We start from the raw sequence: 25,781 nt of genomic DNA, 5'->3' as shown, positions 1-25,781 counted from the left end.
AAATGGGCTATTGTACTTTCTATGTCTTACCAATGGGTGAATACCAACAGCGCCCAGACCAATATTGGCCCGGGCGCTGTTGGTATATGGCAACTAGGCATTCTACATACCCTGCATATCGAACTGTACTTTATCGATAGCAAACAGTGCTTTTGGCCCAGCATTAGGGTTGACAAAAACAAGGTATAGCTTATGTACGCCCTGAACCGGCTGACGGAAGGGTAGATTGACAGGTCCTGTAGCACCATGTTTTACATCGGCTTCGCCAAGCAATGTACCCGTTGGGGAATCAAGTCTGGCTTCTAGTTTGCCACCTGCAACCTGATCGTTTGAGGCAAATACTGATGGTGTAAGTGCCTGAATACCCGTTAAGTCAATGTCCTTAAAGATCAGGTAACTGCCTGATTTTGTCCCGATAGCGGCAGGGCCTAATTTCGGAATATCATACTCGAAGATGTCTTGTTTCCCGTCGGCCGAAACGGCTTTTACCGACGGCGAACGCAACGCCAGCGAGGTTGAACCTGTCAGGGGACCAATAACGCCATTACCCCGGTCGGTATAGCTGGCGGTCAGGATATATGAGCCATCTTTTTTCTGTTGTACGGGTACATAATCGCCCGCAATCGGTTTGCGGTTGGCTGGTTTATCATTGGCCAACGACAGAATGTAACGAACCATGTCGGTAACCTCACTTTCTTTCAACTGTGGGTGAGCGCTCATAGCTTGTTCGCCCCAGACTCCGCCACCACCCGAAATGATCTTCCGAACCAGTTTGCTCTCAATACCAGCAGTGCCTTTGTATTTCTTGGCTACGTCGATATAAGCAGGTCCGATTGATTTCTGATCGATGGCATGACAGGCTTTACAGTCGCTCAATTCCATTAACCGTTTGCCGGTCGAGTTACCCGTATTGGCCTGGTGCCCTTGGGCTAACATCGTTTTATCGAAGCCTTCGAGGTAATCGATGGTCATCGTTACATCGTCGGCGTTGATACCTTTCTGAAGTGAGCCGTCTTCTTTGTCAACGACTTTTACGGCATATTTAACCGGTTTGTTCGGAAAATAGAACGTCTTGTTTCCGGCAACGGCGACTTCAACTTTAGGTTCATCGTTACCAACTTTAATCTCCATTGTTTTGGTCGCGGTGTTTCCTGCGGCATCAGTCACTTTCAGGGTAGCAGGATAAGTTCCTGGTTTACTAAAGGTAACAGTTGGGTTGGCGGTTGTTTGTGAAGGTGCTCCTTTTCCGAATGACCATTCGTATTTTAACGCATCGCCATCGTAGTCCATTGTGCCTTTCGAATCGAACTTCACAACCAGTGGGGCAGCTCCAACCGTTTTATTCGAACTTGCCACGGCAACAGGCTTGCGGTTACCGGCATTATAGGTTATGCGCGACAGACGAGCGTCGGCATTGGCGCCGAACCATTTCTGGCCGTATTCAATCGTGTAGAGCGAGCCATCCTTGGCAAACTGCATGTCGATGATGTGCGAGAATTTCGTGCTGGGCATGAAGGTTTCCATCTTCACGAAATCGCCATTTTCTTTCATGGTTACCGGGTGAACCCAGTCGCGAATCCAGTCGTAGGCAAAGAATTTACCATCGTAGTGACGAGGGAATTTTACAGACGTTTCTGGATAATCGTCGTAGTAGTAAACCGGTCCACCCATCGCATTCCGACCACCTTTTCCAACAATTTCACCGAACTCAGGCGAGTCGGCATAGGGGTAGTAGATGTAGGCTTTCTGAGCTGGGGGCAATTCGGTTAAGCCCGTGTTATTGGGCGAGTTATTGATCGGCTTCATTGGGTCGAACAATGGCCCTGTAGTGCTATCGGCAAAGGTACGCTGGTGGTAGGGACGGTTATCGGCAACGAACAACGGCCAGCCGAAATAACCAGCTTTTCGGGCCTGATTGACTTCGTCGTGACCACGAGGGCCGTATTTGTCGCTGTTGTTACCAGCATCAGGGCCAACTTCACCCCAGTACAGGAAACCCGTGCGCTGATCCACTGAAATCCGGTATGGATTCCGGTTACCCATTACATAAATTTCGGGACGGGTTTTAGGCGTTCCTTTCGGGAAAAGATTGCCTTCGGGAATGGTGTACGTGCCATCGGCTTCGGGGTGAATCCGCATGATTTTTCCCCGCAAATCGTTCGTGTTGCTGGACGTTAGACGAGCGTCCCAGCCACTACGGCCTGGACGCTCATCAATCGGTGCGTAACCGTCGGAGTTGAACGGGTTTGTGTCATCACCAGCAGAGAGGTACAGATTTCCTTTCCGATCCCAGGCAATAGAGCCACCCGTGTGGCAGCAACCATCACGCTTTACCGGAATAGTCAGCAGTACTTTCTCCGTATTCAACAGTACCGTATCCCGAACGTCGTCGTATACAAAACGCGACAGGTGTTGGGCGGTATCGGCAACAGTTTTCCCCGTCGAAGGAGAATAATACACATAAATCCACTTGTTCTGCTTGAAGTTGGGGTCGATGTTCAGCCCCATCAGGCCATACTCGAACTTGGTGAAGACCGGGAAATTAGCGACTACTTTTGTCTTTTTTTTTTTGCGGATCGTACACCGTCAGTTCGCCTTTGCGTTGCGCATACAACACTTTACCGTTGTCCAGTACAGCTAGCTCAGTCGGCTCGTCCATTCCCTGAACCAACACCTGCTGGTCAAAGCGATTTTCTTCGGGAAACGGCTGCGTTTTAACCTGGCCAAATTTCAGGCTGGTTGCCATTACGGATTTGATCCCGCCCAGAATGTGCTGTAAAAACAAGGGATCAGCATACGACTCATCTGTATGACCACCACCCGTGTAGAACGCCTTACCGCCATCGAAATCGTGATGCCAGATAAATGGGTGATTGTCCCCATTTTTGCCACCTTCGTAGGTTTTTTCATCCAGTTTGCCCAGTACTTTCAGGTCTGGTTGGATGCTCTTGTAACTATACCATTCGTCCCAGCGCTTCCAGACGTCGGGCAGCATTTTGGTCGATGGGTGGCTTTTGTCGATAATGTCGATTTCGGCGTTTTGCTGTTTGGGGTGATTCAGGAAGTAAGCACCAACTAATTGGTTGTACCATGGCCAGTCATATTCAGTATCGGCAGCTGCGTGAATACCCACAAAGCCACCTCCTGCCTGAATGTATCGCTCGAAGGCAGCCTGTTGGCCTTCGTCGAGAATGTTGCCAGTCGTACTCAGAAAGATGACCGCACTGTACCGTTTGAGGTTAGCTTCATTAATTTTCGTCGCATCTTCGGTTGTATCGACGGCGAAACCGTTTTCCTTACCGAGTTTCATAATGGCTAGTTTCCCTACAGGGATCGATGCGTGCCGGAAGCCTTTCGTTCGCGAAAAAACCAATACCCGATTCAGGGCTACGGGTGTTTCGGCCGAAGCCACAGCCGGTTTACTAGTCGTACGCTTGGCCGTTGTTTGGGCCCAGACCGAGTTCGACGGCGCAGAGACAGTAGTTGCCAACACGCCCGCCAACAAGAGCACACGGGAGTGAAGCCGTAAGTTTTTCATAGGTTTGGTATTTGATTCAGATTGGTTTGTAAACAGCTAGAAGTCAATTTGTAGCTTAATTTTAGGATTCAATTGACTTTTATTGAGAAACAAAAGTAACGAAAAAGCGAACGCTACCGTGTAGTCGTTCGCTTAAAATAAAGGTTAAAATGACACTAATCTACTTTTTTAAAAACCATAACAACCTTGCCGGCACGGAGTAAGGTCAACTTACCCTCACCGACCCTGTAAGCCAAAGGTTCGCTTAATGCCTGTAGAAATTTAGGCTCAAACTGCCCCGCTTCGCCCATACAAGCCATTTTGGTGGTAATTAATGGTCCGAATACAATTTGTCGGGTATCGGCTCTGACAGTTCCGCTCAGTCGGTTGCAGCCAGTTGTGCCCGTTACCCGGGCTTCTGTCAGTGAAATTTCTAGGCGGGGCACTTCATTGCGCGACCCACCAGCCGAAATGCTATTTCCCTGAAAACTGCTGAGTACCCAAATATCCTGTAGTAAAGCCAATTGCCGTAATGACGAACCACAACCTACATAGCTTTTGCCCCGATAGTCAACTTCCACACGGTAATCAAAACGTTGGCCGGATAGTTTATCAACGCAACTATCTGGTCTGAACAAAACGTTGATTCGGCCCGATTGAGTACTGTCTATCAAAGCGCTAAAACGGAGGACACCTTCTGAGTCGGTTTGAATTTCGGGCGCTTTGGTTGTTAGGCTATCGCTGGTTAATGTCGTGAACGTTAAAAATCCCTTCGATGGATTAATGGTGAGCGTCCAGGCAGGATCACTTCCCATGGCAACGAGTTCGTCACCCGCTTTCAGGTTTCGACTATAGTCTGTGGGCTGATTGACGGGTGTCATCATTGCCGCAAACTGAGTTGATGGACGACGGCAGGCTACCGTCAACAATAAAAGACCAAACAGAAGCGTACGCATGATTTCTAGAGCAAGTAAATTCTGTTTGTAAGACTCCCTGTAGCCCGGAAAGTTTAAATCCGTTTATCAGCGAGCCACTACCATTCGCTTTGTCAGTATCCCCTGAGCTGTTTCAACGCGGAGTAGATAATCGCCTGTAGGCAAATTACCGACGTTGAGTAGAACCGATGTTGGCGTTGGGCGTGAGGAGCTGACGGACATATATCGGCCTTGTGTGTTAGCTATCTGCACCGTTTTTATCCCCTGAACAAGCCAGTCCGACTCCAAAATCACTTCTGCCGATGCTGGATTAGGGTAAAGTCGTGCTTCAGCGGCACCAGGATCGACTCCTGTAACTACGGCTGGTGCCCGAAAGACCGGAGCAACCGCGAAGTCTTTAAATAAGGCAGCGGTTTCGGTGCTGGCATCGGCTCCGAACCAATCGGTCAGGATGGCTGCGTAAACTTGCCGGAAGTCGGTCTGCATTTTGAGATTGTTATTATCCAGGTCACTCAGATTCGGATTTTTCCCCACCATTGCCGACTTAATGGCCGAGCCAAAAACAAACATAGGAGCCGAAGTGCCGTGATCGGTGCCGTAGCTGCTATTTGAGATGGCGCGTCGGCCAAATTCGGAGAACGTCATACCAACCACCCGATCATCTACTTTCAACTGCGTCAGATCATTCTGGAAGGCCGCAACCGCATCGGAGAGGGTTTTAAGCAGATTGGCGTGCGTTCCTGTGGTTGTATCGGTAGCAACTACCTGACCGGCATGGTTGTCGAAACCACCTAGTGTAACGTAATACACTTTCGTTTGCATGCCTCCACTGATAAGTCGGGCAATTATTTTAAGTTGATCGGCCAGTGCGTTTGAGGTAGGGTAAGTAGCCAGATTTTTCCCCTTGCCAGCCGCTGTTTTAATCTGCCCGGCATAACTCACCGAACTGGCCTGCTGCTGACGAATGTAATCAATTTGCTGACCAACATAACCCGTTAAGTTTGTGACTGGCGCGTTGGGTTTATCGCCCACCAGCCGGGCAAAAACGTCTGGATCTTGCAACACAATAGCCATTGAATCCGTTGGGCCGAGCAGCGAAGTTGCCGTTACATAACCGATCTGGATCGCTGGTGGATCAGGCATGTCGGTGGTTGGGTAGGCACTCGGGAAATTAGGGAAACGCTGGTCAAGGTAGCGGCCAGCCCAGCCAGAAGTCGCAGTTTGATTCGAGTCGACGGCAGTCATCCAGATATCGCTGGCTCGGAAATGCGAGAAGTTGGGCGTTGGATACGACACCCCCTGCACAATACTCAATTTATCGTTGTTGAATAGCTGCTGCATCCCCGTCATGGCCGGATGCAGGCCCGTTCCCGGATAGCTCTTTAGTCGGAGCGCTTTGGCTTCGGGAATGGCAATATTTCCGCGAAAACCTGGCGAGGTGTACACGCCCATTTGATCGAGTGGGATCACCATATTCAATCCATCATTCCCCCCAACGAGCTGAATGATGACCAGCACACGATCGCTTTGAGCGGCCAGGCTAATCAGTGATTGAATGAACGAGGAAGGCCGGGCGAATGCTTTGGCTCCGTAGCCATCAATCAAAACCGGAAGTATCAGCGACGAAGCTGCCTTTTGGAGAAAATTACGACGTTTCATGAATTTGATGAGTGATTGAGTGAATGAATGATTGAGTGATTGACTGATTGGTACATGAACTATTCAATCACTCAATCATTCACTAATTCATTCATTGCTTATGCAACCTGATACTCGGCCATGCGGAAAATGTATTGCAGAAGTGTCGTCAGCTTTAGTTGAACCGACTGCTTCTTCGTATTGTCATTGGGGCTTTTGAGGTAGTCATTCCATTCACTCGTCCATTCGTAGCCCGGTAAGCCGTTGAGCAAGACGGTGTTGGTCAGAAAATCCTTTTGTGCCTGATCGAGCGGAATGGCCAGCAACTGCCCAACAGCATCGTTGACTAAGGTGGCAGGATTCGTAGGATCGGAGAGGTTTTTAACGTAGGCTATTGGATCAATAACCGCCTTTCCATTGAATTTCAATAGATTGATTGTCAGAGCGTCGCCGAAATAACCGCGTAGCCCCAGCGTCGTCGAATTGATCCATTGCTGATAATAACCCGTTTGATAGTAGGCTGTCCAGCCAAAAACAGTGGGTGGGTTGAGTAGCTCTTGCTGTTCTTCTTTCAGACGGAGATTGATATAATTTCCGATCTGGTAAAAAACAGTAATAGCCTGTGTTGGATCGGGGGCTTGCACTCCCCAGAAACGGAACGTACCAATAACCAACTCGGTGGGCGATTTAATAACGGCTCCGCGTAAGGCGCTATCGAAAAAATGCTGGCTCTGAAAAAGCGCTGATAATACTGGTTTTATCTCAAAATTGTTCTTTCGGAACAGATCGGCGAGGGGTATAATAAAGTTTGTTTCGACATCAGCCGTAATATCGGAATTGACGAACCAGCGATAAATTCGTCGGCAGATATAACGGGGAGTTTCAACATTCTTCAGAATCATATCCAGCAGATCGTTCAATTCATCCAAACCTGCATTAGCCCCTGTCCGACCTTTGATAACCGTATTCTGATAGGTTGCCGAGAACGTTTTGTCGGTTGAATCGTGCTTGGTCGGCCGAAACGAGCTACTAATGCTTGTGCTAGTCGCATCGCGATAACCTGTATCGGTCCAGCCTGTCAGCACTTTAGCCGCTGCCCGAACATCATCTTCCGTATAGCCACCATTTCGCCCAATAGTAAAAAGCTCCTGAAGCTCGCGGGCATAATTTTCATTGGCGGTTCCTGCCACGTTTTGATTCCCATTTAAAAATCGCAACATGGCCGGGTCCTGCGTAATAGCGATGGTAAAAGCTTTGAAGTTACCGAGGGCATGTTGCCGAAGAAGGGCATTGTACCGATACATATAACGATGATCATTGACCGTCGAATCATTGGTGACGAAATGATTTGACCAAAACAGCGTCATCTTTTCCAACACCGATACGGGCTGATTAAGCATCAGGTTACCCCACCACATTTTCAGATAGGCTCTGTAAGTCGGCTGAGTAGTGGCATCGAAAAGCTGATCTGTAAATGGCTTACCTGTGTTTAGATCGAGCGGAAGCGGGGGCGTAGGCTGATCGGCCAGCAGTTTTGTGGCGATTTGAGCGGCTGTTTGTCCCGTAAGTGTTTTGATCTGATCGGGAGTAGGCCCAAAAGTGGCCCGCCGGAGCAGGTAAGCTACCTGATCTGCCGTCAGAGGTTTAGTATAAGCATCGAGTAGAGCCACGGGCTAGGTAGTTTTAGTAAGTCGAAGAAGCTTTATTAGGGTCAGATAATTAGTTAGACTATAGAGTTTAATTTTTGTAAGTTAATTAATTGATTTTTAATGAAAATATCTGCTGTTTAGTCAGAAGTATAGGCATAAAAAAAGCCCTGAAACTACTCAGTTTCAGGGCTTTTCTATTAGTTAAAATTACTTAGAAATAATTTATCTTTTTTACAGCTGTGGTTGCTCTAGTACGATGTTCTCGTCGACAGAACCGGCCTTGCTGTTACGCAACCAGAACCAAAGAAGCGTGAAGGCAACAATGAGGATGATAGGGAATGTCATCATGGTTGAAAGAGTAGCCTGGCCAGCTGCTAATTCCAGCTCTGAACCGGTTAATCCTTTAGAGGCTGCTGCAGCATGATCAGAATCAATCCAACGGCCAATGATAGGCTGGAAGATAGATGTCGACAGCATACCCACGCCACCAATGATAGACATACCCAGCGCACCACTCAATGGAACCCGTTGCGCAACAAAACCAATCATGGTTGGCCAGTTAAAGCATACGCCAAGGCCAAAGATCACAGCAGCTAAATAAGCGATTGGGCCAGTAACCGTGCTGAACATATAAATACCGATAGTTGCCAGCACTGCGCCACCAAGCAAAACGCCTGTTTGACCAAATTGTGCTACAACCGGACCTGTGAAAAGGCGACCGACGGTCATAACCCCAAAGGTCAAGGCTAATACGAGCATGGCATCGGCTCCACTGCTGCTCAATACAACAGCTACCCATTGGTTAGGACCAAATTCGGTGATAGCGGTTAGGGCCATGCAGCAGAACAGAACGATGTACAGCGGGGTTAGCATAGCCTGGAAATTTTTCGCTAGTGACGTAACTCCTTCCACTTTTGGTTTTGGGAAAGCCTGTCCGAAAAACAGGAATGCGTAAACTACTGTTGGAAGCATAAGTACCCAGATTTGAGACTGCCAGGAAGCACCAGCACTGGTCATAAATTTGGAGATTAAGCTACCGATAACAATTCCACCAGGGAACCACATGTGGAATCGGCCCAGCATTTTGTTCAGCTTGCTGCTGGTATACATATCGGCAATCATCGGATTACAGGCTGCTTCTGTACAGCCATTACCGAAACCAATGAAGAAGGTTGACAATAACAAGCCAGTGTACCCACTCGCATAGATAGTCAGTAAAATACCCAATGTGTGGGCAACAACGGCCACCTGCATAATAATTTTAGGACCTACCGAGTGGTATACGATACCACCAATGACCATTGAAATCGGGAAGCCAAAAAAGAACATGGAATTGATAAAGCCCAATTGCTCGGCAGTCAGGCCAAACTCAGTACCTAATTGGGGCAGAATACCCGCCCGTATACTGAACGAAAAGGCTGTTGTAATAATAGCAAGGCAACTGGCCAGAAATAGCCGCGAAGGGTTAACGGTTTGATTCATTTTCTACGAGAGAGGGATTTAGTGAGTTTTAAAAATTGGATTAAAAACTAAAGGCGTACAAGTAAAGAAACTCCCCGCTTAGAGGTCGTTTTTGTGCAAAATTTCCGAAAAATAAGAGAAAACAGCTAATTTCCAGCCGTAAAATAAGTGAGTAGGTTCAATGACGATCCGTCTTGGTAAAATAACCTTTCGATAAGTCATTTTCTTCTACAGACCTCTCATTGATAAAACGTTCATAATCAACTGTAAATTATCCATTACGGATACTCAACTTTAACACCGATGCACAGAAAATTGCGAATGGGTATGGTTGGTGGGGGGCTTGATGCCTTCATTGGAGCCGTTCACCGCCGGGCTGCTGGGTTCGATGGGGAAATCGAACTAGTTTGTGGCTGCTTCAGCTCAAATCCCGACAAATCGAAGGCTACCGGTCATGCCCTTTACCTGCCCGAAGATCGAGTTTATTCGTCGTTTGAAGAGATGATTCTGGCCGAAAAAGCATTGCCAGAAGGCGAGCGTATGGATTTTTTGTCCATCGTAACGCCTAATCACATGCACTTTCCGCCAGCCAAAATGGCCCTCGAAAATGGCTTTCATGTGATGTGCGATAAGCCCATGACACTTACGCTGGAAGAAGCGAAAGAACTGGCTACTATTGTTGAAAAGTCCGGTTTAGTGTTTGGCCTAACGCATAACTACACAGGTTATCCGATGGTGAAAGAAGCCCGCGACATGATTCGTAACGGCAAGCTGGGTAAACTTCGGAAGGTAGTTGTTGAGTATCCACAGGGCTGGTTATCGAAGAAAGAAGAGGATACCGATTACAAACAGGCAATCTGGCGTACAGACCCGGCCAAATCGGGGGCTGCCGGCTGCATGGGCGATATTGGTACCCATGCCGAAAATCTGGCCGAGTACGTTACGGGTTTACAAATCTCGGAACTCTGTGCTGACCTTACGGCATTCGTGCCCGGTCGTCAGCTTGATGATGACGGAAACGTTCTGTTGCATTTTGAGGGAGGAGCCAAAGGGGTTCTGCACGCAAGCCAGATTGCCAATGGCGAAGAGAACGCTCTGAAAATCTATGTGTATGGCGAACTTGGCGGTCTGGAATGGCATCAGATGGAGCCGAATACATTGAAATATAAAACGCAGGAAGGCCAGCGGATTATTCGCCCGAATGTGGGCACGCTATCCGATTCGGCAAAGGCGCACTGGCGTATGCCATCGGGCCACCCCGAAGGTTTCTTTGAAGCATTCGCTAACCTGTATCGCAACTTTGCCTACGCCGTAAAAGCGCATATGGAAGGTCGCGAACCTGATCCAATTTACGACTTCCCATCCGTGGCAGACGGCGTTCGTGGGCTGGCCTTCATCGATACGGTCATTGCCTCGAATAAGACCGAGACGAAGTGGACGAAGTTTGTAAGTTAAATGATTGAATGATTAAGTGGTTGAGTGATTGAATAGATAACGCGAACATTACATTCAATTACTTAATCATTCAACCTTAATCCCACCGTATGTCGAGATGGATAAAATTGAGTTTGTGCAGCAAATGCAGAAGCGGACAAAAGAATTTGTGTTGAGAAGTATTCGTCTATTTCGTTCGCTTCCGAAAACAGAGGAAGCCAGAATTATAGGAAAGCAATTACTTCGGTCTTCAACATCGGTGGGAGCGAATTACCGGGCTGTTTGCCGAGCCAGAAGTCAGGCTGAATATTTCGCTAAACAGAGTATTGTCGTAGAAGAAACTGACGAATCACTGTTCTGGCTTGAACTATTGGTTGAAGCAGAAATAATGCCTGAAGCTAAACTTGGAAATTTAATGGCAGAGGTTTCTGAACTGCTTGCAATCTTTTCCACTGCCCGTAAAAATACGCCAACCGAAAAGCGCAGGTAAGCCTTATTCAATCACTTAATCATTCATTAATTCAATCACTTACCCTTACATGCAAAAAATTAACATCGGTGTCGTTGGCACCGGATTTATCGGACCCGCGCACATTGAAGCGCTGCGTCGCCTACCTAATACTAATGTTCTCGCCCTTTGCGAAGTAACGGCCGAACTGGCTCGTCAGAAAGCCGATCAGCTGGGTATCGAGCGGTCTTGTACGTTTGATGAACTGCTGAAAATGGACGACATTAAAGTGGTCCATATTTGTACCCCGAACTTCCTGCACTATTCGCAATCGAAAGCGGCCCTGGAAGCGGGTAAGCACGTTGTCTGCGAAAAACCACTCGCCAAAGACCTGCACGAAGCCGAAGAGCTAGTTGAGTTGGCAAAGAAAACCGGTCTGGTCAACGCTGTGCATTTTAACCTCCGCTACTACCCGCTGGTTCGCCAGATGAAAGTAATGCGCGAGCAGGATGATCTGGGCGAAGTGTATTCGATTATCGGGTCGTACTTGCAGGACTGGCTTTTCTATGACACCGATTACAACTGGCGTCTGGAACCCGATAAATCAGGCGATTCCCGCGCTATTGCCGACATCGGTTCGCACTTGATGGATAGTCTGGAATACATCACCGGTTTGAAAACGGTAGCCGTTATGGCCGATTTCAATACAGTTCATAAATTCCGTAAGAAGCCATTAAAACCCGTTGAAACGTATTCGGGTAAAATGCTTCAGCCAGAAGATTATGCTGATGTCCCCATCAATACCGAAGACCACGCTAACGTACTGCTGAAGTTTGACAATGGCAACCGGGGTGTTATTACCGTATCGCAGGTATCGGCAGGACGCAAAAATCAGATGAAACTGGAAATTGCTGGTTCGAAGAAAACCTACGCCTGGAACTCCGAAGCCCCTAACGAAATGTGGATTGGTAACCGCGATGGTGCCAACCAATCGTTCATGCGTGACCCATCATTGGCACACCCCGAAGCGCGTTCGGTTATCTCATTCCCCGGTGGCCATAACGAAGGTTTCCCTGACACATCAAAGCAGTTGTTCAAGGAAGTTTACGACGCCATTGCCGCCGGAAAACAACCCGAAAACCCAACGTTCCCAACCTTCGCCGATGGTTATCGCGAATTGCTGATTTGCGAAAAGATTCTGGAGAGCAATAGGAAACAGGCTTGGGTCGAGATTTAGATAGTAAGTAGTTTTTTGTCATTCCGACGTCAGGAGGAATCTCAAGCTTGACTAATGAGAAACTTGAGATTCCTCCTGACGTCGGAATGACAAAAAAACTGTGTAGTTCCCTCGTTTAACTCTGCGTTTATTTTCTAACGCATAACCTACTTTGACATGAAAACAATGAAAGGGCCTGGAATCTTTTTGGCCCAATTTCTAGGCGATACAGCCCCATTTAACTCGCTCGAAACGATCGCCAAATACATGGCCGATTTGGGCTATAAAGGCGTTCAGATTCCAACCTGGGACCCTCGGTTAATCGACCTCAAAAAAGCGTCAGAGAGCCAGACCTATTGCGATGAACTGAAAGGTAAACTCTCGGATATCGGTGTCGAAATCACGGAATTGGCGACTCACTTGCAAGGTCAGCTAATAGCGGTTCATCCGGCTTACGGCCCAATGTTCGATGGTTTCGGTCCGGCTGAATTGGCGGGCAAACCAAAAGAACAACAAGCCTGGGCAGTTGATCAATTATTGATGACCGCTAAAGCCAGCAAGAATCTTGGCCTTAAAGTGAGCCCTACCTTTTCGGGTGCTTTACTGTGGCCGTTTATCTACCCCTGGCCACAACGCCCGGCTGGATTGGTGGAAACCGGCTTTACCGAACTGGCAAACCGATGGCTACCGATCCTGAACGCCTACGACGAAGCAGGTGTCGATCTGGCTTATGAGTTGCACCCTGGCGAAGATCTACACGACGGTATTACCTTCGAGATGTTCCTCGAAAAAGTAGGTAATCACCCACGGGCGGGCATTAACTATGATCCAAGTCACTTCGTGCTCCAACAACTGGATTACCTACAATTCATTGATTTCTACCACGATCGTATTTACGCGTATCACGTAAAAGACGCCGAGTTCAACCCAACGGGCAAACAAGGCGTATATGGCGGATACCAGGGCTGGGTTGAGCGCGCAGGTCGGTTCCGGTCGCTGGGCGATGGGCAGGTTGATTTCTCGGGTATCTTCTCCAAACTGGCTCAGTATGATTATGATCGTTGGGCTGTATTAGAGTGGGAGTGCGCGTTGAAACACCCTGAACAAGGCGCTGCTGAAGGGGCTCCCTTCATCGAAAGTCACATCATCCGCGTTACCGAACGAGCGTTCGACGACTTCGCCGGAACCGGTGCTGATGATGCATTTAATAAGAAAGTGTTAGGTCTGTAATTGAGTTTTTATTGATTTTTTGAAGTGCCGAGTTAGCAAGCTCGGCACTTTTTGGCATTTATAAATTATACGGATAATGTTGGAAGTTCAACAATTAAAAGACTTTTTGAAAGATCAAAGTAATTTGATAGTTGATCTAAATATATCTGTAAAAAATATGAGAAGATTAATGGAGGATAAATATGACTTTGAAGATCAAATTAAAAAATATGGATTTTTTCAACATCATATTTATCAATTGAAATTTATATCTATTGTCCAGCTCTCGAAACTATTTAGTTCAAAGAAAAATGAGGAGCGCAGTTTCTATAAATTATGTAATAAATTAGAAACATCAGAATATGGAATAAGTTTGGAAAGTTTAATTGAAAATAATAAAAATAAATTAACAGAAGAAGTAAAGTCAAGATATGATATTGTAAGTCTAGTAGTTGCGGTGCGTAATTTAATGAATGTACATAAAGATCTAATTAATAGGGTAATTGGCCTGAGAGATCAAGTTTATGCCCATATAGATAATAATCCTAAAACTCAATCTGTATCGTTGGATGAAATAAAAATATTGGTTGAACTTGCAAATGAAATCCACAATTTAATCCGATTTAGAATATTCTTCTGGCAGACTATGTTTGATTACGTGAGGGACTGGAGTATTGATCCTGTATTGTGGAAAATGTCAGAACTAAGAAGAATAGATTTAGACGAACTTAAGAGAAAGAAGGGTTTTAGTGCTGAATAAGATTTACGGTCTTTATAAATTAATATCATTTCTCGAAAACAACAAAACTAATGGCAGGTCAAGGTTCGGGTGGCAATGTATTGGCTGCCCTTTGTAGTTTCTTTATTCCGGGATTGGGCCAACTGTTACAGGGCCGATTGCTAATGGCTATTCTACAATTTGTCCTGGCGGGGGCGTTGTGGTTTATCCTGATGGGATGGGTTATTCACCTATGGTCCATCATTGATGCTGCTCGCTACGATCCGAATAAATAACCCATCCTGTACGTATTTTCCCATTGGGCGTTGAAACCTCTCATCGCCCTTTTACCCATGCATCATGCAACCCTTCCCCGTTTCTTCATCGATTCTATCTAAAACCCACCTCGCTCAATTTTTACAACGTCAGTATAACCTGGGCCCGGATGCTTCCTGCCAGTTGCTGAAAGCGGGCGTCAATCATTCGTATCTAGTAACCGATGGATCGACAAAAGCCATTTTTCGGCTATATAGTCTGGATTGGCGTACTGAAATTCAGATTGGTGAAGAGATTCGCTTATTGAATCTGTTACAGGAAAATGGCCTACCCGTTTCGTATCCTATTGCTGATGCGGCCGGGACCTATATTCAGAAACTGGATGCGCCCGAAGGGCAGCGGTTTGGTGTGCTTTTCTCCTTTGCTTATGGTGAAAAAATATTGAATTTTTCGGAGGAGGTGCATTTTCAAATCGGGCAGATTATGGCTCGTTTCCACCAGCTGACGCAAAATATGGCGCTGGAGCGAGTAACTTATACACCAGACGTTTTACTGATTGATCCGATTGAAAAACTAAGGCCATTTCTTCCTGTCGACACACCCGAGTTCCAGTTTATGCAATCGGCTCAACACTATATGCTGGATGAGTTTTCGCGGATTGATTACACTAAAACCCGTCAGGGTGGAGTGCATCTTGATATCTGGTTCGATAACCTCAATATTGCTAGCGATGGTACGGTAACGATCTTCGATTTTGATTTTTGTGGCAACGGATTGCAGGCGCTCGACATTGCGTACTATATCCTCCAAATTCATAGTACCGAAACCGACCTAGCCGAATTTGAGAAAAAGAAAGAAAGCTTTCTGCAAGGGTACGAGTCAGTTACGAAAATCAGTGATGAAGAGAAACGACTCCTGCCGATGCTGGCCGAAAGCATTTACTTCTTTTACATCGGAGTTCAGTGTGAGCGATTCGACAATTGGTCGAATACGTTTTTGAATGAGATGTACCTGAAGCGGTTTATCAACCTGCGTGTAAAACGATGGCTTGATTTTAATAAATTAGGCTAATTTTAAAACATTTGTTAGTGTTGCCAATACGCTTAGGTCTCAATTAATGACACCAACATTTTTTCCGACATCAGCTGACTTTCGGACATGGTTGGCTGAAAATCATCATCAGGAAACCGAGTTACTTGTCGGTTTTTATAAAGTTGGTTCAGGAAAGCCAAGCATGACCTGGTCTCAATCGGTTGATGAAGCGCTGTGCTTCGGCTGGATCGATGGGGTGCGTAGGTCTGTTGATGCCGACAGTTATTGCATTCGGTTCACTCCCCGAAAACCGAAAAGCATCTGGAGTGCAGTCAATATGGCTAAGATCGAAGCGTTGACCCAGCAAGGATTGATGCATCCAGCAGGCGTGGCCGCATTTGCCAAACGGGAAGAGAGTAAATCAAAAATTTATACTTACGAACAAAAGAATGAAATAATCTTGTCTGCCGATTTCGAGACGATAGTTAAGGCCAATGAAAAAGCGTGGGCGTTTTTCCAGAAACAGGCTCCCTGGTACAGAAAACAGATGATCAACTGGGTTATGTCGGCCAAACAGTCGGCAACTCAACTCAATCGACTCGACAAATTAATAAGTGCCAGCGCCGAAGAGCGGAAACTGTAGATGTATGATTAGCTGAGTCTTACATCCAATCTGTGCAAGTATTTCGTATATTCGATACCCTTTTTCGAGAAGTACCGAAGGCGATTCCTAAACTCACAGATCGTACAGCACGGCTATGCAACGAGGCCTTATTTGGACGTTAGGTTGGCTTGCACTCATCCTGCCGGGGATTGCTATGGGACAAAACCTTGTTCCAAATGGGAGCTTTGAGAAATATCGAAATTGCCCTACTCACGATAATCAGTTAGTAGAAGCCATACCCTGGTACAATCCAAATAAAGCCACCCCCGACTTCTATCACCATTGTTTTGATTTTGGCCAGCTGATTTTGCCTCCGCATTCGGGGCAGGGCGTCGCTCATTTATATTTCGACCAGGGTTGGGAAGAATATTTGGGAGTACAGTTGACTAAGCCTCTCAATGCCGATGAGTGTTATTATTTCGAGATGTATGTGGCAACTGACACTCCTGCCAAATACATTACAGAAACCATTGGGGCTTATGTCTCGAAGCAGCCGCTAACGGGTACCACTACCGATATGCTGGCCGCCAATCCGCAAATACTTGATCGGACGTCCAAAGCGAGTGTTTCTTCGTTGCAATGGCAGAAAATATCCGGTTTTGTGAATGCCAAAGGCGGGGAGGAGTATCTAACAATCGGTAGCTTCTACAAAACTCCCCCCTTTCTGGGTTATTATTATTTGTTTGTTGATGATGTCCTGCTGACGCCTATAAATCTTGAGCTAGGTAACGATACAACGTTGTGCAGTCGCCGAAACACACTTTTGCTCGATGCCACAACACCCGGCGCTTCGGATTATAAATGGAACGATGGTAGCATCAAACCGACCTTGCAGGTAACCAAGCCCGGAAAGTATTCAGTTACGGTGATTACCAGCTGTAAAACGTTGTATGATTCAATCAAGGTTGATTATGCCCTTGATTTTGACCTGGGAGCCGATACTACACTTTGCAATGGAACGGAGATGGAACTGAGTGTTCCTTCGGCCCCTGCGGCTACGTATCGTTGGCAGGATGGTTCCGTACAAACAACCTATAGAGTGAAACAACAGGGGCAATACTCAATCGCCGTCACACAGGCCAATTGCGTAGCTACCGACACGATTCAGGTACGTTATATAAAACCTCCTCAATTGGAGCTAGGACCAGACAAGGAGCTTTGCGGGGCCGAGACGTTTACCATAAAGCCCACTATTGCCGAAGGTAAATTTGCCTGGCAGGATCAATATGCAACAACAGATCGAATCGTAAATACCTCCGGCGTATTTTGGGCCAGCGTTCGTAATGATTGCGCCACCGTAACGGATTCAATCGAGATTGATTACGGTGCCTGCGACTGCATTCTTTACGCACCCAATAGCTTTACGCCCAATGGTGATGGGCAGAATGATGTATTTTTGACCTATGGTTGTGGTGATATCAAGATTACATCGCTCTCTATTTTCAATCGGTGGGGTGAGGTGATTTACAGGACGACAACTCAACCGTTTCAGTGGGATGGGTACTATCGGGGCAAGCTTTGTGAACTTGGCGTATATGCCTGGAGTATTCAATATGAATTACATCATGGAAAGAAAGTCAAGCTCGACCAGAAGCAGGGGCCTCTTAGTTTGATTCGCTAACTGGTGCTAATGGCTTTATAATGAGATTATTTAAGCTTTATTATTTTAGTTCAGTTTGAATCGTTTTTTGTCATTCCGACTTCAGGAGGAATGACAAAAAAGAACCCCACATTTTCTTATTAAAGAAAAATTCAACTAGATACAATTTTTAACCCGTATGAGATCCCGTTCGTTACTGTATTTTTCTACCCTGATTTTTACGATTTCGCTCCTTGCTGGAGGCACTATGTCAACATGTGCTCAATCACCGAAATCCAGTTTTCGGGTAGTCGCTATCGCGGAGAAGAACGGAGGAGTTCATGCGCCTTTCGTAGCCGAGGCAAAGAAGTGGCTCGCGCAGGTTGCATCAGCCAATAATTTTACGATTGATTACATCGAAAATACGGAGCCAATCAACGACGCTTTTCTGGCGAATTATCAGTTATTCATTCAACTGAACTATCCGCCTTATATGTGGACTGACACAGCGAAAGCCGCTTTTCAGAAATATATTACCGAAGGGAAAGGGGGCGGTTGGGTAGGATTTCACCATGCGTCGTTGCTCGGCGAATTTGATGGTTATGCCATGTGGCCCTGGTTTTCGGAGTTTATGGGTGGCATCCGCTACAAGAACTACATTGCCAGTTTTGCAAAGGCAACGGTGCACGTAGAGGCCAAATTGCATCCGTGTATGAAAGGCGTACCCGCTTCATTCGAGGTAGAAAAAGAGGAATGGTATACCTATAACAAAAATCCCCGACCAAACGTAAAGGTATTGGCCACCGTTGATGAATCGACCTACTCACCCGACTCGAACATTAAAATGGGGGGCGATCATCCCGTAATCTGGTCTAACGAACACATGAAAGCCCGCAATGTGTATATTTTCATGGGCCACCATCCTGACTTGTTCAAGAATGATGCGTTTGTGAAAATTTTCCAAAACGCCATTTTCTGGGGAGCTGGGGTGCCTAAGCAATAATGCGCTATGCTTAATAACCAATCGTCTGACTTCGGCATTAATTGGGGAGCGTATAGTCACTTGCTTGAGGAGATAACAATACCAGCCAAAACGACTCTGTTGCAGGAGGGCGATGTTTCAAAAAACGCTTATTTCATCAAGAAAGGATGCCTGCGTCTTTGGTTCAACAACAACGGCAAAGATGTGACGTTTCAGTTCTTCTTCGAAAACTATGGCGTATCGTCAATCGAGAGTTTTCAGTCTGGGCAGCCGAGTTTGTTCAGTATCGAAAGCATTGAGCCGTGTGTATTGTTGGTGATTTCCAAAGCGAATATGGAGCTAATCATGCAAGAGCTTCCAGGGTATCGGGAGTTGTTTCAGTATCATATTTTGCAGCGGATGCACCACTACGCCAAGCTTTTTCTGTCGCGTATTAAAAACAATCCGCAAGAGCGCTACCTAGAATTGCTGGCCGATAGCCCGCAGATTGTGCAGCGGGTGCCGCAACATTACATCGCTTCATATCTGGGTATTACGCCCGTATCGCTGAGCCGAATTCGGAATAAGGTACTGACCGACAAAAAATAGATTTTCCTCAATCGTTCGCGGCATTTCTTAACAATTGTTATCGTGTATCGGCATCAGGTCAACGGACCTTTGTCGTAACAAAAACACGACGACTATGAAAGCCGCAGTAATTCATCAATTTGGCGAAACACCCCGTTACGAGGAGGTTGCCGATCCTATTTTACAATCTGAAAACGAGTTGTTGATGACGGTGAAAGCCGCATCAATCAAGAATATCGATAAGTCGCAGGCAAGAGGTTCACATTACGACCGTTCTAAGCAACTACCGGCCATTGTAGGTACGGATGGCGTAGGTGTATTGCCAGATGGCTCACGAGTATATGCTTTTTATGCTGGCAGTACAATGGCTGAAAAAGTATTAGTTCAGAAAGGGGGTTACATTGTCTTGCCTGATGGCATCGATTATATAACGGCGGCAGCATTGCCCAATCCGGGGTTGTCGGCTTGGTTCTCGCTGTATTATCGGGCTGGATTACAACCGGGGGAAACGGTACTAATAAATGGAGCGACAGGAGTTACAGGGAAAATAGCGATCCAACTAGCCAAGCACTTTGGAGCTGGAAAAGTAATTGCTACGGGCAGAAATCCGCAAGCACTCGCCACATTACCTGATTTAGGTGCCGACGTAGTTATTTCGCTGGCTCAATCTGACGCTGATTTGCAAGCTGCGCTAAAGGCTGAACAGAGAAAAACGCCTTTTGATGTTGTTATCGATTACACCTGGGGGCACCCCGCCGAACTGATATTGGGTGTACTTGCGGGTAACGATTTTATGGCCGAAGCGCATCGGACACGGTACGTAACTGTTGGTGAAATGGCCGGGCCTACTATTCAATTGGCTTCGGGTGTTTTACGAAGTGCCGCCATTGAGTTGTATGGCGTTGGGGGAGGAAGTATTCCGAAGGAAGTTATGCGTAAAGTTCCAACCGAAATCCTACCAAAGCTATTTGACCTGATCGTAACTGGGAAATTAAAAATAGAGACAGAAGTGGTGGCTTTAAGTGATGTAGAACGGGCTTGGAATCAGAGCGAATCTGGTGGAAAACGGCTGGTGTTGGCGCCTTAATGCGCGTGAATTATCGAGGAAGGCGGGGTTAGAACTCAATGCCTTCCTCGGTTAGCAAGGCGGCTAAATTCAGGTGAACATCGTCCAGTACCGGTACAGTAGCATCCCAGTTTTGGGTAAGCCACGGAGAGGTACGAGTAGCTACAAAGATCTTTTTGGGTTGTGTTGTAATCCAGATCACGGTATCGACGCCAAACTCAAGCAAGCGCTCGGTTTTTTCATACACATAGCCCGATTCTTTACCCGAAAATTCTTCAGGCTCTATGCGCACATCTACTTCAATGGCGATTTTGGGGGGGATATTGAAGTATTTATCGGTTAATGTGAGACCTGAAGATTTATCGAAAATGGCAATATCATTAGATAAATTGTTGCCTTTGTCGAGGTGAATGCCTGACTTGTTGGTTGCAAGTAAATATTGCTTCCGATCAATGTGTGTGAATAGAAAGCCATGTATCAGCGACACAAGCATGGCCTGCAATGAACTACTTCCCATAATTTCGGTGGGGGTCTTTTTTCAGTTGTTACATCGCGGTAACCACGGTAATACAAAGCACGTCCATTCAGCGTTTCATAAATCAGGTAAGATGGCACTCCCGATTTCCTTCGCTTAGTTGGTACTGTTGCAACGGCTACTGACATGACTTTCGTTGAATACGTTTTAACAATACTACGCATTTTGATCGGTAAAAGACAATAGTAAGCCAGTCATTCATATGCCATATCTTCAAGATATGGCATATGAATGACTGGCTTACTATTGTAATAGCTTAACACACTAGAATAACTTCACAATCCGAGATAATCCTGCCGAAATAAGAAGAATAACGGCGACAAACCCCAATCCATAATAAAGCCCAAATGCTTCAGAGACGAATCCAATAACAGGAGGCCCTGCCAGGAATCCAATGAAACTGAAGGTCGCAAACGTGGCCAAACCTGCTGCTGGTGGAATACCCGGTACACGCATAGAAGCACTATACAGAATCGGTGCACCGAGTGAGCAGCCAGCTCCTAATAAGGCAAAACCTATTAAGGCGGTTGGCGGGTAAGGAAGGGCAATTGCGAAAGCCAGACCTGATGCGGCCAGAAGACTCCCTAATTGGAGCCAGCGTTTAGCTCCAATTTTTGGAATAATTGAATCGCCAAAAAAACGTAGGCTAGTCATAGTCAACGAAAAAGCTCCAAAACCCAGCGCGGCAATCTGGCTGCTGGCTCCGAGCGTTTCGTGTAAATAGACTGCGCTCCAATCCAGCGCTACGCCTTCGCCCATCGCTACGGCCAACCCAATAAAAATCATCAGAAGCAAATCCAGATTAGGCATCACAAACGACGACCCAGCTTTCTCGCCCGACTCAGTACGGCTGCTCGATGGAATGGTTTGTAGCGTAGGTTGTAGAAGGAATGTGGCAAGAAGTACCAACCCAGTTATTACCGCCATGTGAATCTGAGGAGATACGTGCAACGCGATAACAGCCCCCGAAATACCGGAACCCAACAAACCGCCCAAGCTCCACATACCATGACAGGACGACATGATGGCAATGCCTTCTTTACGTTCCACATTGGTGGCGCAGGTATTCATGGCCACATTGATCAACGCACTCGACAGGCCTAATAAAAATAAACCCAGCGCCATGACGATCGTGTTTGGCGCATTGATAGGGATACAAACGGCCAGTGCAACCCCTACTGCCGACCAGAAACAGGCTCGTGCCTCACCTAATTTGGCAACGATCCAGCCCGTCAGCGGATTCATAACAAGCAAGCCAATGGGCATTGCAAAAAGCGTTAGCCCTAATCCAGCGTCGGAAATATGGAGCGTTTCTTTAACATGCGGAATATGCGCTACCCAACTCCCGAGCAGGATACTGTCTGATGCGAATACCAATCCAACAGCCAGCGCCTGCCGATTTAGAAAGAATGTCAGCAGGTTTTGGATGAAAGGATTCCGGTGTGATTTAGTTAATGAGGCAGTTGTATTCATAATGCAATAATAGCCGGTCTGGGCCGGCTATTATTGCAATCTATTAGCGTATATTGATGCTGTATTGACTTTTTGTGGTCAATATCTATTCTAACATTGTTAACGCTGTATTATTTTTGAGGTGCCCTACCATTGCTTTGCGCAACTTTTCTACTTTTGGCAGCGATACGCTCTGAATGTAAGGCTGGTTGGGGTGCAAGGCAAAGTAGTTTTGATGGTAGTTCTCGGCTGGGTAGAAAACCGTGATTGGCGTCACTTCGGTTACGACCCGATTGGCATAGTGCTTAGAGTCGTTGGTGCGTTTGATGGCTTCCTGAATTTCGGCTTTTTCTTCGGGGGTCCGGTAGAAGGCAACTGACCGATAATCACGACCAACATCGGGACCCTGCCGATTTAGGGTGGTGGGGTCGTGGCCTGCGAAAAAAGCATCAAGCAACTGTGAATAACTGATCACTTTGGGATCGTAGTAAACCTGGACTGATTCGGCATGGCCAGTTTCGTCGGTTCCAACTTGCTCGTAGGTTGGGTTTTTAACGTTGCCACCAGCATAACCCGAAATGACTTCATGAACGCCTTTGAGTTGGTTCATACCTTCTTCGAGTGCCCAGAAGCAGCCACCAGCAAAGGTTGCTACGGCTTCGCCAGGTTTAAGCGAAGGAAGTTTAGCCGGGCTATGGTCGTTGGATTGACCTTGTGCGCAACCTGCCAGTAAAAGCAGGCTAAGCGCATATAAATGAATTCGTTTCATGCTGTTTCGATCTTGGATTCTGTTACTATATAAACGATGAAAACAGGCTTACGGTTTCATAAGTAGTGCGGATGGAAACCCGCGAAGTACTAGCTATAAAAGAAGCGGGTTTCCACCCGCATTACTCGTTATGAAACTTCAATTTGAGAAAATAGAACCCGAGGCAGGTAGCTCCTTTCGGGTAATTCATAATACAGAAGCGGAAACCTGTCGGGTTTATTGGCACTATCACCCAGAATACGAGATTGTCTATATTCCGTTTGGGAATGGTCAGCGACGGGTAGGGACGAATGTGTCGGCCTATGAAGCGGGCGAATTGGTATTTATTGGGCCAAATTTACCGCACCTCAATTTTAGTTATGGAAAAGAAGGGCAGTATGAAGAGATTGTAGTGCAAATGCGCGACGATTTTATGGGCGAACCGTTTTTACAAAAGCCTGAATTAACTACGGTTAAACGGTTATTCGAGCGTGGGCATATGGGACTTACATTTGGCTCAGTCACCAAACAACAAGTTGGGCCGTGGTTAGAGCAACTACCTAATCAGCCGTCATTCGATCGCTTTCTCACGCTATTGCGAATATTACACTACTTAGCCGATGCTCCTGACGCCGAACCACTGCATGCCAATGGAGTTCAGTTTGATCTGAATCCGAAAGAACAGGAGCGCATTAATCGGGTTTGCCAGTATGTGGAGCAGCATTATGCCGAACCTGTCGATATTCATGCTGTAGCCGATCTGGCCAGTCTGACTGTGCCTGCTTTTTGCCGCTACTTCAAACGCATGACTCATTTAACGTTTACCGATTTTGTCAATGAATATCGTGTTAATCAGGCCCGACGAATGCTGCACTCTGCCCGTACTGTTGCAGATGTAGGTTTTGCCGTTGGGTTTAATAATTTGTCGTATTTCAATAAGACATTCCGGGCTGTAACGGGCCAAACGCCGAGTGCCTATCGAAAAGCATTGGTTGGCTAGAGGCCATAAAAAAACTCCTCATCTAGCTTTAGATGAGGAGTTGAGTTTGTCTTACTTATATTACTTAAACACCTGGATAACCTGGGTTCTGAGTTTTCAGATTTGGGTTGTTCAACAATTCCTGCTTTGGAATTGGAAGCAGCAGATGTTTTTCCTGCAATGGCTGATTATTAGAACTTGGATTCACGTGTCCAACGAAATTATCAAAACCATTGGTTTTATCATTATAGACTTTCCGTAGACGAACCATATCGAACCAGGTGATTTGCTCGTAGCATAGTTCGTGCCACCGCTCGCGCCATACCGCTTCCCGGAACGTAGCTTGAGTATATGTGCCCAGGTCAGGCGTAGTAAGCGTAGCCCGGTCACGAATACGCTTCATCGCATCATAAGCTGCCTGATTTGGTCCACCCACTTCGTTTTGCGCTTCAGCGTAAATCAGCAGTGTTTCAGCGTAGCGAATTTGGGGCACGTTCAGGTTGTTCTGCCGAGTCCCGGCAACGCCCGCTGTTCCGTTGGCAGTCCGGTTAAAGTGTTTGAACACATAAGGGGCACCCAAATCGAACTGCGCTCCGTTTCCATTGGTGTAGTAGGTGGTGTAAAAATAGCCAACCTGATCTTTAGCCCGTAGGTCTCCAGCTTCGTAAGATTTGTAAAAACTAGTCACTGGAACCGAGCTACCCGTTCCACCAGGACCATTATAGGTTACCGGTTTGAAGTTCGGGTAGAAGTTGTCCATGGGGTTACCAGCTACACTTGTATTATACTGAATCATGAACAAATGCTCTACACGGTTTTTATTGCTCTCCTTGTGTACATCATCATAGGTTGTAAACAGATTGATGGTCGATGGATTGGCATTTGCATACGTAATTACTTCAAACGCTTTGTCAGCGGCTAACTTATAGTACGATGCTCCCTTGCTAAGTGGGAAACCTGCCATAGTCAGATACACTTTAGCTAACTGCGTTTTTACGGCAGCTAAATTAGCTCGTCCGCTTACGTCCATCCAGGCCAGACCAGCAGCTTCGGCCGCAGTCAGGTCATCGACAATCAGTTTATAGACATCCTCTTTGGATGAGCGAGCTGGTAGGAAGTCTGCCGATGCTGCCGTTTGAGGTTTGGTAACCAGAGGAATATCGCCCCATAGCTGAACTGCCGTAAAGTAGGCCGAAGCCCGTAAGAATCGAGCCTCTCCCAAGATTTTAGTTTTCTGAGCCGCATCCATTGGGTTAATCCCCGGTACCTTGTCCAGTACCTGATTGGCGTTGGCAATTATCCGATAAAGGCCATTCCAGTAGTTCACTACGTGTGCTGTATTGCCGTCGTGCACCAACCCGTAGAGATTGTTTAAATCGGAGTTCTGCGCTGTTTCTGTAGTAGATGTACCTGTGAGAGCTTCCAGTAACTGCCAGTTGCTGGAGAAGATACCAGCTCCATCTCCCATGAATCGCAGGCCCTGATAGGTTGCAGCAATAGCCGCTTCGGCATGGTCAGGAATCGTGTAGAAGCTGGTTGGAGTTAGGTTTGATGGAGCCTGTTCTTTCAGGAAGTCCGTACAACCAACAGGGCCGACCAATATCAGTCCACCTAGCAAGGCTTTACTTATATTTTTTACAAGTGTATGTCTCATAATTGAATGAGGAATCAAAGAA

The 25,781-nt window shown here is 46.6% G+C and carries 21 protein-coding genes and 1 pseudogene; 13 read left to right on the top strand and 9 right to left on the bottom strand.

What is annotated here, in order from left to right:
• Positions 1–102: 102 nt before the first annotated feature.
• The 5 genes and pseudogenes from H3H32_RS22885 to H3H32_RS22865 form a co-directional block, all read right to left on the bottom strand.
• Positions 103–3,538: pseudogene (locus tag H3H32_RS22885) on the bottom strand (ThuA domain-containing protein).
• Between the two features lie 155 nt (positions 3,539–3,693).
• Complete coding sequence (locus H3H32_RS22880; RefSeq protein ID WP_182457932.1) at positions 3,694–4,473, bottom strand: META domain-containing protein; 780 nt, start codon at positions 4,471–4,473, stop codon at positions 3,694–3,696.
• Positions 4,474–4,539: 66 nt separating this feature from the next.
• Positions 4,540–6,111 (bottom strand): DUF1501 domain-containing protein, encoded by a 1,572-nt coding sequence (locus H3H32_RS22875; protein WP_182457931.1) that lies wholly within the window; start codon positions 6,109–6,111, stop codon positions 4,540–4,542.
• A gap of 98 nt (positions 6,112–6,209) precedes the next feature.
• Positions 6,210–7,760 carry a DUF1800 domain-containing protein gene (locus H3H32_RS22870; protein ID WP_182457930.1) on the bottom strand — a complete coding sequence of 517 codons (1,551 nt, stop codon included), beginning with the start codon at positions 7,758–7,760 and terminating at the stop codon, positions 6,210–6,212.
• A gap of 210 nt (positions 7,761–7,970) precedes the next feature.
• Positions 7,971–9,221 carry an MFS transporter gene (locus H3H32_RS22865; protein WP_182457929.1) on the bottom strand — a complete coding sequence of 417 codons (1,251 nt, stop codon included), beginning with the start codon at positions 9,219–9,221 and terminating at the stop codon, positions 7,971–7,973.
• 300 nt (positions 9,222–9,521) lie between these two features.
• On the opposite strand from H3H32_RS22865, the gene H3H32_RS22860 reads away from it, so the two are divergent.
• The 12 genes from H3H32_RS22860 to H3H32_RS22805 all read left to right on the top strand — a co-directional run bounded on the left by H3H32_RS22860 (position 9,522) and on the right by H3H32_RS22805 (position 20,412).
• Positions 9,522–10,655: a Gfo/Idh/MocA family protein gene (locus H3H32_RS22860; protein ID WP_182464449.1), complete on the top strand. Its 1,134-nt coding sequence runs from the start codon at positions 9,522–9,524 to the stop codon at positions 10,653–10,655.
• A gap of 97 nt (positions 10,656–10,752) precedes the next feature.
• Positions 10,753–11,124, top strand: coding sequence for a four helix bundle protein (locus H3H32_RS22855; protein ID WP_182457928.1), 372 nt, complete (start codon positions 10,753–10,755; stop codon positions 11,122–11,124).
• A gap of 49 nt (positions 11,125–11,173) precedes the next feature.
• Positions 11,174–12,319 carry a Gfo/Idh/MocA family protein gene (locus H3H32_RS22850; RefSeq protein WP_182457927.1) on the top strand — a complete coding sequence of 382 codons (1,146 nt, stop codon included), beginning with the start codon at positions 11,174–11,176 and terminating at the stop codon, positions 12,317–12,319.
• Positions 12,320–12,475: 156 nt separating this feature from the next.
• Positions 12,476–13,528 (top strand): sugar phosphate isomerase/epimerase family protein, encoded by a 1,053-nt coding sequence (locus H3H32_RS22845; RefSeq protein ID WP_182457926.1) that lies wholly within the window; start codon positions 12,476–12,478, stop codon positions 13,526–13,528.
• 76 nt (positions 13,529–13,604) lie between these two features.
• A complete protein-coding gene (locus tag H3H32_RS22840) occupies positions 13,605–14,267 on the top strand; it encodes an AbiU2 domain-containing protein (protein WP_182457925.1) in 663 nt (220 codons plus the stop codon).
• Positions 14,268–14,317: 50 nt separating this feature from the next.
• The gene (locus tag H3H32_RS22835) at positions 14,318–14,521 is read left to right on the top strand and encodes a hypothetical protein (RefSeq protein ID WP_182457924.1); all 204 of its coding nucleotides are present in this window, start codon (positions 14,318–14,320) and stop codon (positions 14,519–14,521) included.
• A gap of 64 nt (positions 14,522–14,585) precedes the next feature.
• Positions 14,586–15,572, top strand: a complete 987-nt coding sequence (locus H3H32_RS22830) for a phosphotransferase (RefSeq protein ID WP_182457923.1) — start codon at positions 14,586–14,588, stop codon at positions 15,570–15,572.
• Positions 15,573–15,618: 46 nt separating this feature from the next.
• Positions 15,619–16,176: a YdeI/OmpD-associated family protein gene (locus H3H32_RS22825; RefSeq protein ID WP_182457922.1), complete on the top strand. Its 558-nt coding sequence runs from the start codon at positions 15,619–15,621 to the stop codon at positions 16,174–16,176.
• Between the two features lie 115 nt (positions 16,177–16,291).
• Positions 16,292–17,818: a T9SS type B sorting domain-containing protein gene (locus tag H3H32_RS22820; protein WP_182457921.1), complete on the top strand. Its 1,527-nt coding sequence runs from the start codon at positions 16,292–16,294 to the stop codon at positions 17,816–17,818.
• A gap of 157 nt (positions 17,819–17,975) precedes the next feature.
• Positions 17,976–18,779 (top strand): ThuA domain-containing protein, encoded by an 804-nt coding sequence (locus H3H32_RS22815; protein WP_182457920.1) that lies wholly within the window; start codon positions 17,976–17,978, stop codon positions 18,777–18,779.
• 6 nt (positions 18,780–18,785) lie between these two features.
• The gene (locus H3H32_RS22810; protein WP_182457919.1) at positions 18,786–19,346 is read left to right on the top strand and encodes a Crp/Fnr family transcriptional regulator; all 561 of its coding nucleotides are present in this window, start codon (positions 18,786–18,788) and stop codon (positions 19,344–19,346) included.
• A 94-nt stretch (positions 19,347–19,440) separates the two neighbouring features.
• On the top strand, positions 19,441–20,412 hold the full coding sequence (locus tag H3H32_RS22805; protein WP_182457918.1) for a quinone oxidoreductase family protein: 972 nt from the start codon (positions 19,441–19,443) through the stop codon (positions 20,410–20,412).
• Between the two features lie 28 nt (positions 20,413–20,440).
• Here H3H32_RS22805 and H3H32_RS22800 read toward each other — a convergent pair whose 3' ends face one another.
• The 3 genes from H3H32_RS22800 to msrA form a co-directional block, all read right to left on the bottom strand.
• Entirely contained in the window at positions 20,441–20,908 is a 468-nt protein-coding gene (locus H3H32_RS22800) for a Uma2 family endonuclease (RefSeq protein WP_309547107.1), read from the bottom strand.
• A gap of 282 nt (positions 20,909–21,190) precedes the next feature.
• The gene (locus tag H3H32_RS22795) at positions 21,191–22,399 is read right to left on the bottom strand and encodes an MFS transporter (RefSeq protein ID WP_182457917.1); all 1,209 of its coding nucleotides are present in this window, start codon (positions 22,397–22,399) and stop codon (positions 21,191–21,193) included.
• 85 nt (positions 22,400–22,484) lie between these two features.
• Positions 22,485–23,147 (bottom strand): peptide-methionine (S)-S-oxide reductase MsrA, encoded by a 663-nt coding sequence (gene msrA, locus H3H32_RS22790; protein ID WP_182457916.1) that lies wholly within the window; start codon positions 23,145–23,147, stop codon positions 22,485–22,487.
• A gap of 130 nt (positions 23,148–23,277) precedes the next feature.
• Between msrA and H3H32_RS22785 the strand changes: the two genes are divergently transcribed.
• Positions 23,278–24,126, top strand: coding sequence for an AraC family transcriptional regulator (locus H3H32_RS22785; protein WP_182457915.1), 849 nt, complete (start codon positions 23,278–23,280; stop codon positions 24,124–24,126).
• A 64-nt stretch (positions 24,127–24,190) separates the two neighbouring features.
• On the opposite strand, the gene H3H32_RS22780 is transcribed toward H3H32_RS22785, so the two are convergent.
• Positions 24,191–25,759: a RagB/SusD family nutrient uptake outer membrane protein gene (locus tag H3H32_RS22780; RefSeq protein WP_182457914.1), complete on the bottom strand. Its 1,569-nt coding sequence runs from the start codon at positions 25,757–25,759 to the stop codon at positions 24,191–24,193.
• Positions 25,760–25,781 lie beyond the last annotated feature (22 nt).

It is taken from the genome of Spirosoma foliorum (assembly GCF_014117325.1).
GTDB lineage: Bacteria > Bacteroidota > Bacteroidia > Cytophagales > Spirosomataceae > Spirosoma > Spirosoma foliorum.
This window is presented reverse-complemented; position numbering and strand designations above follow the sequence as displayed.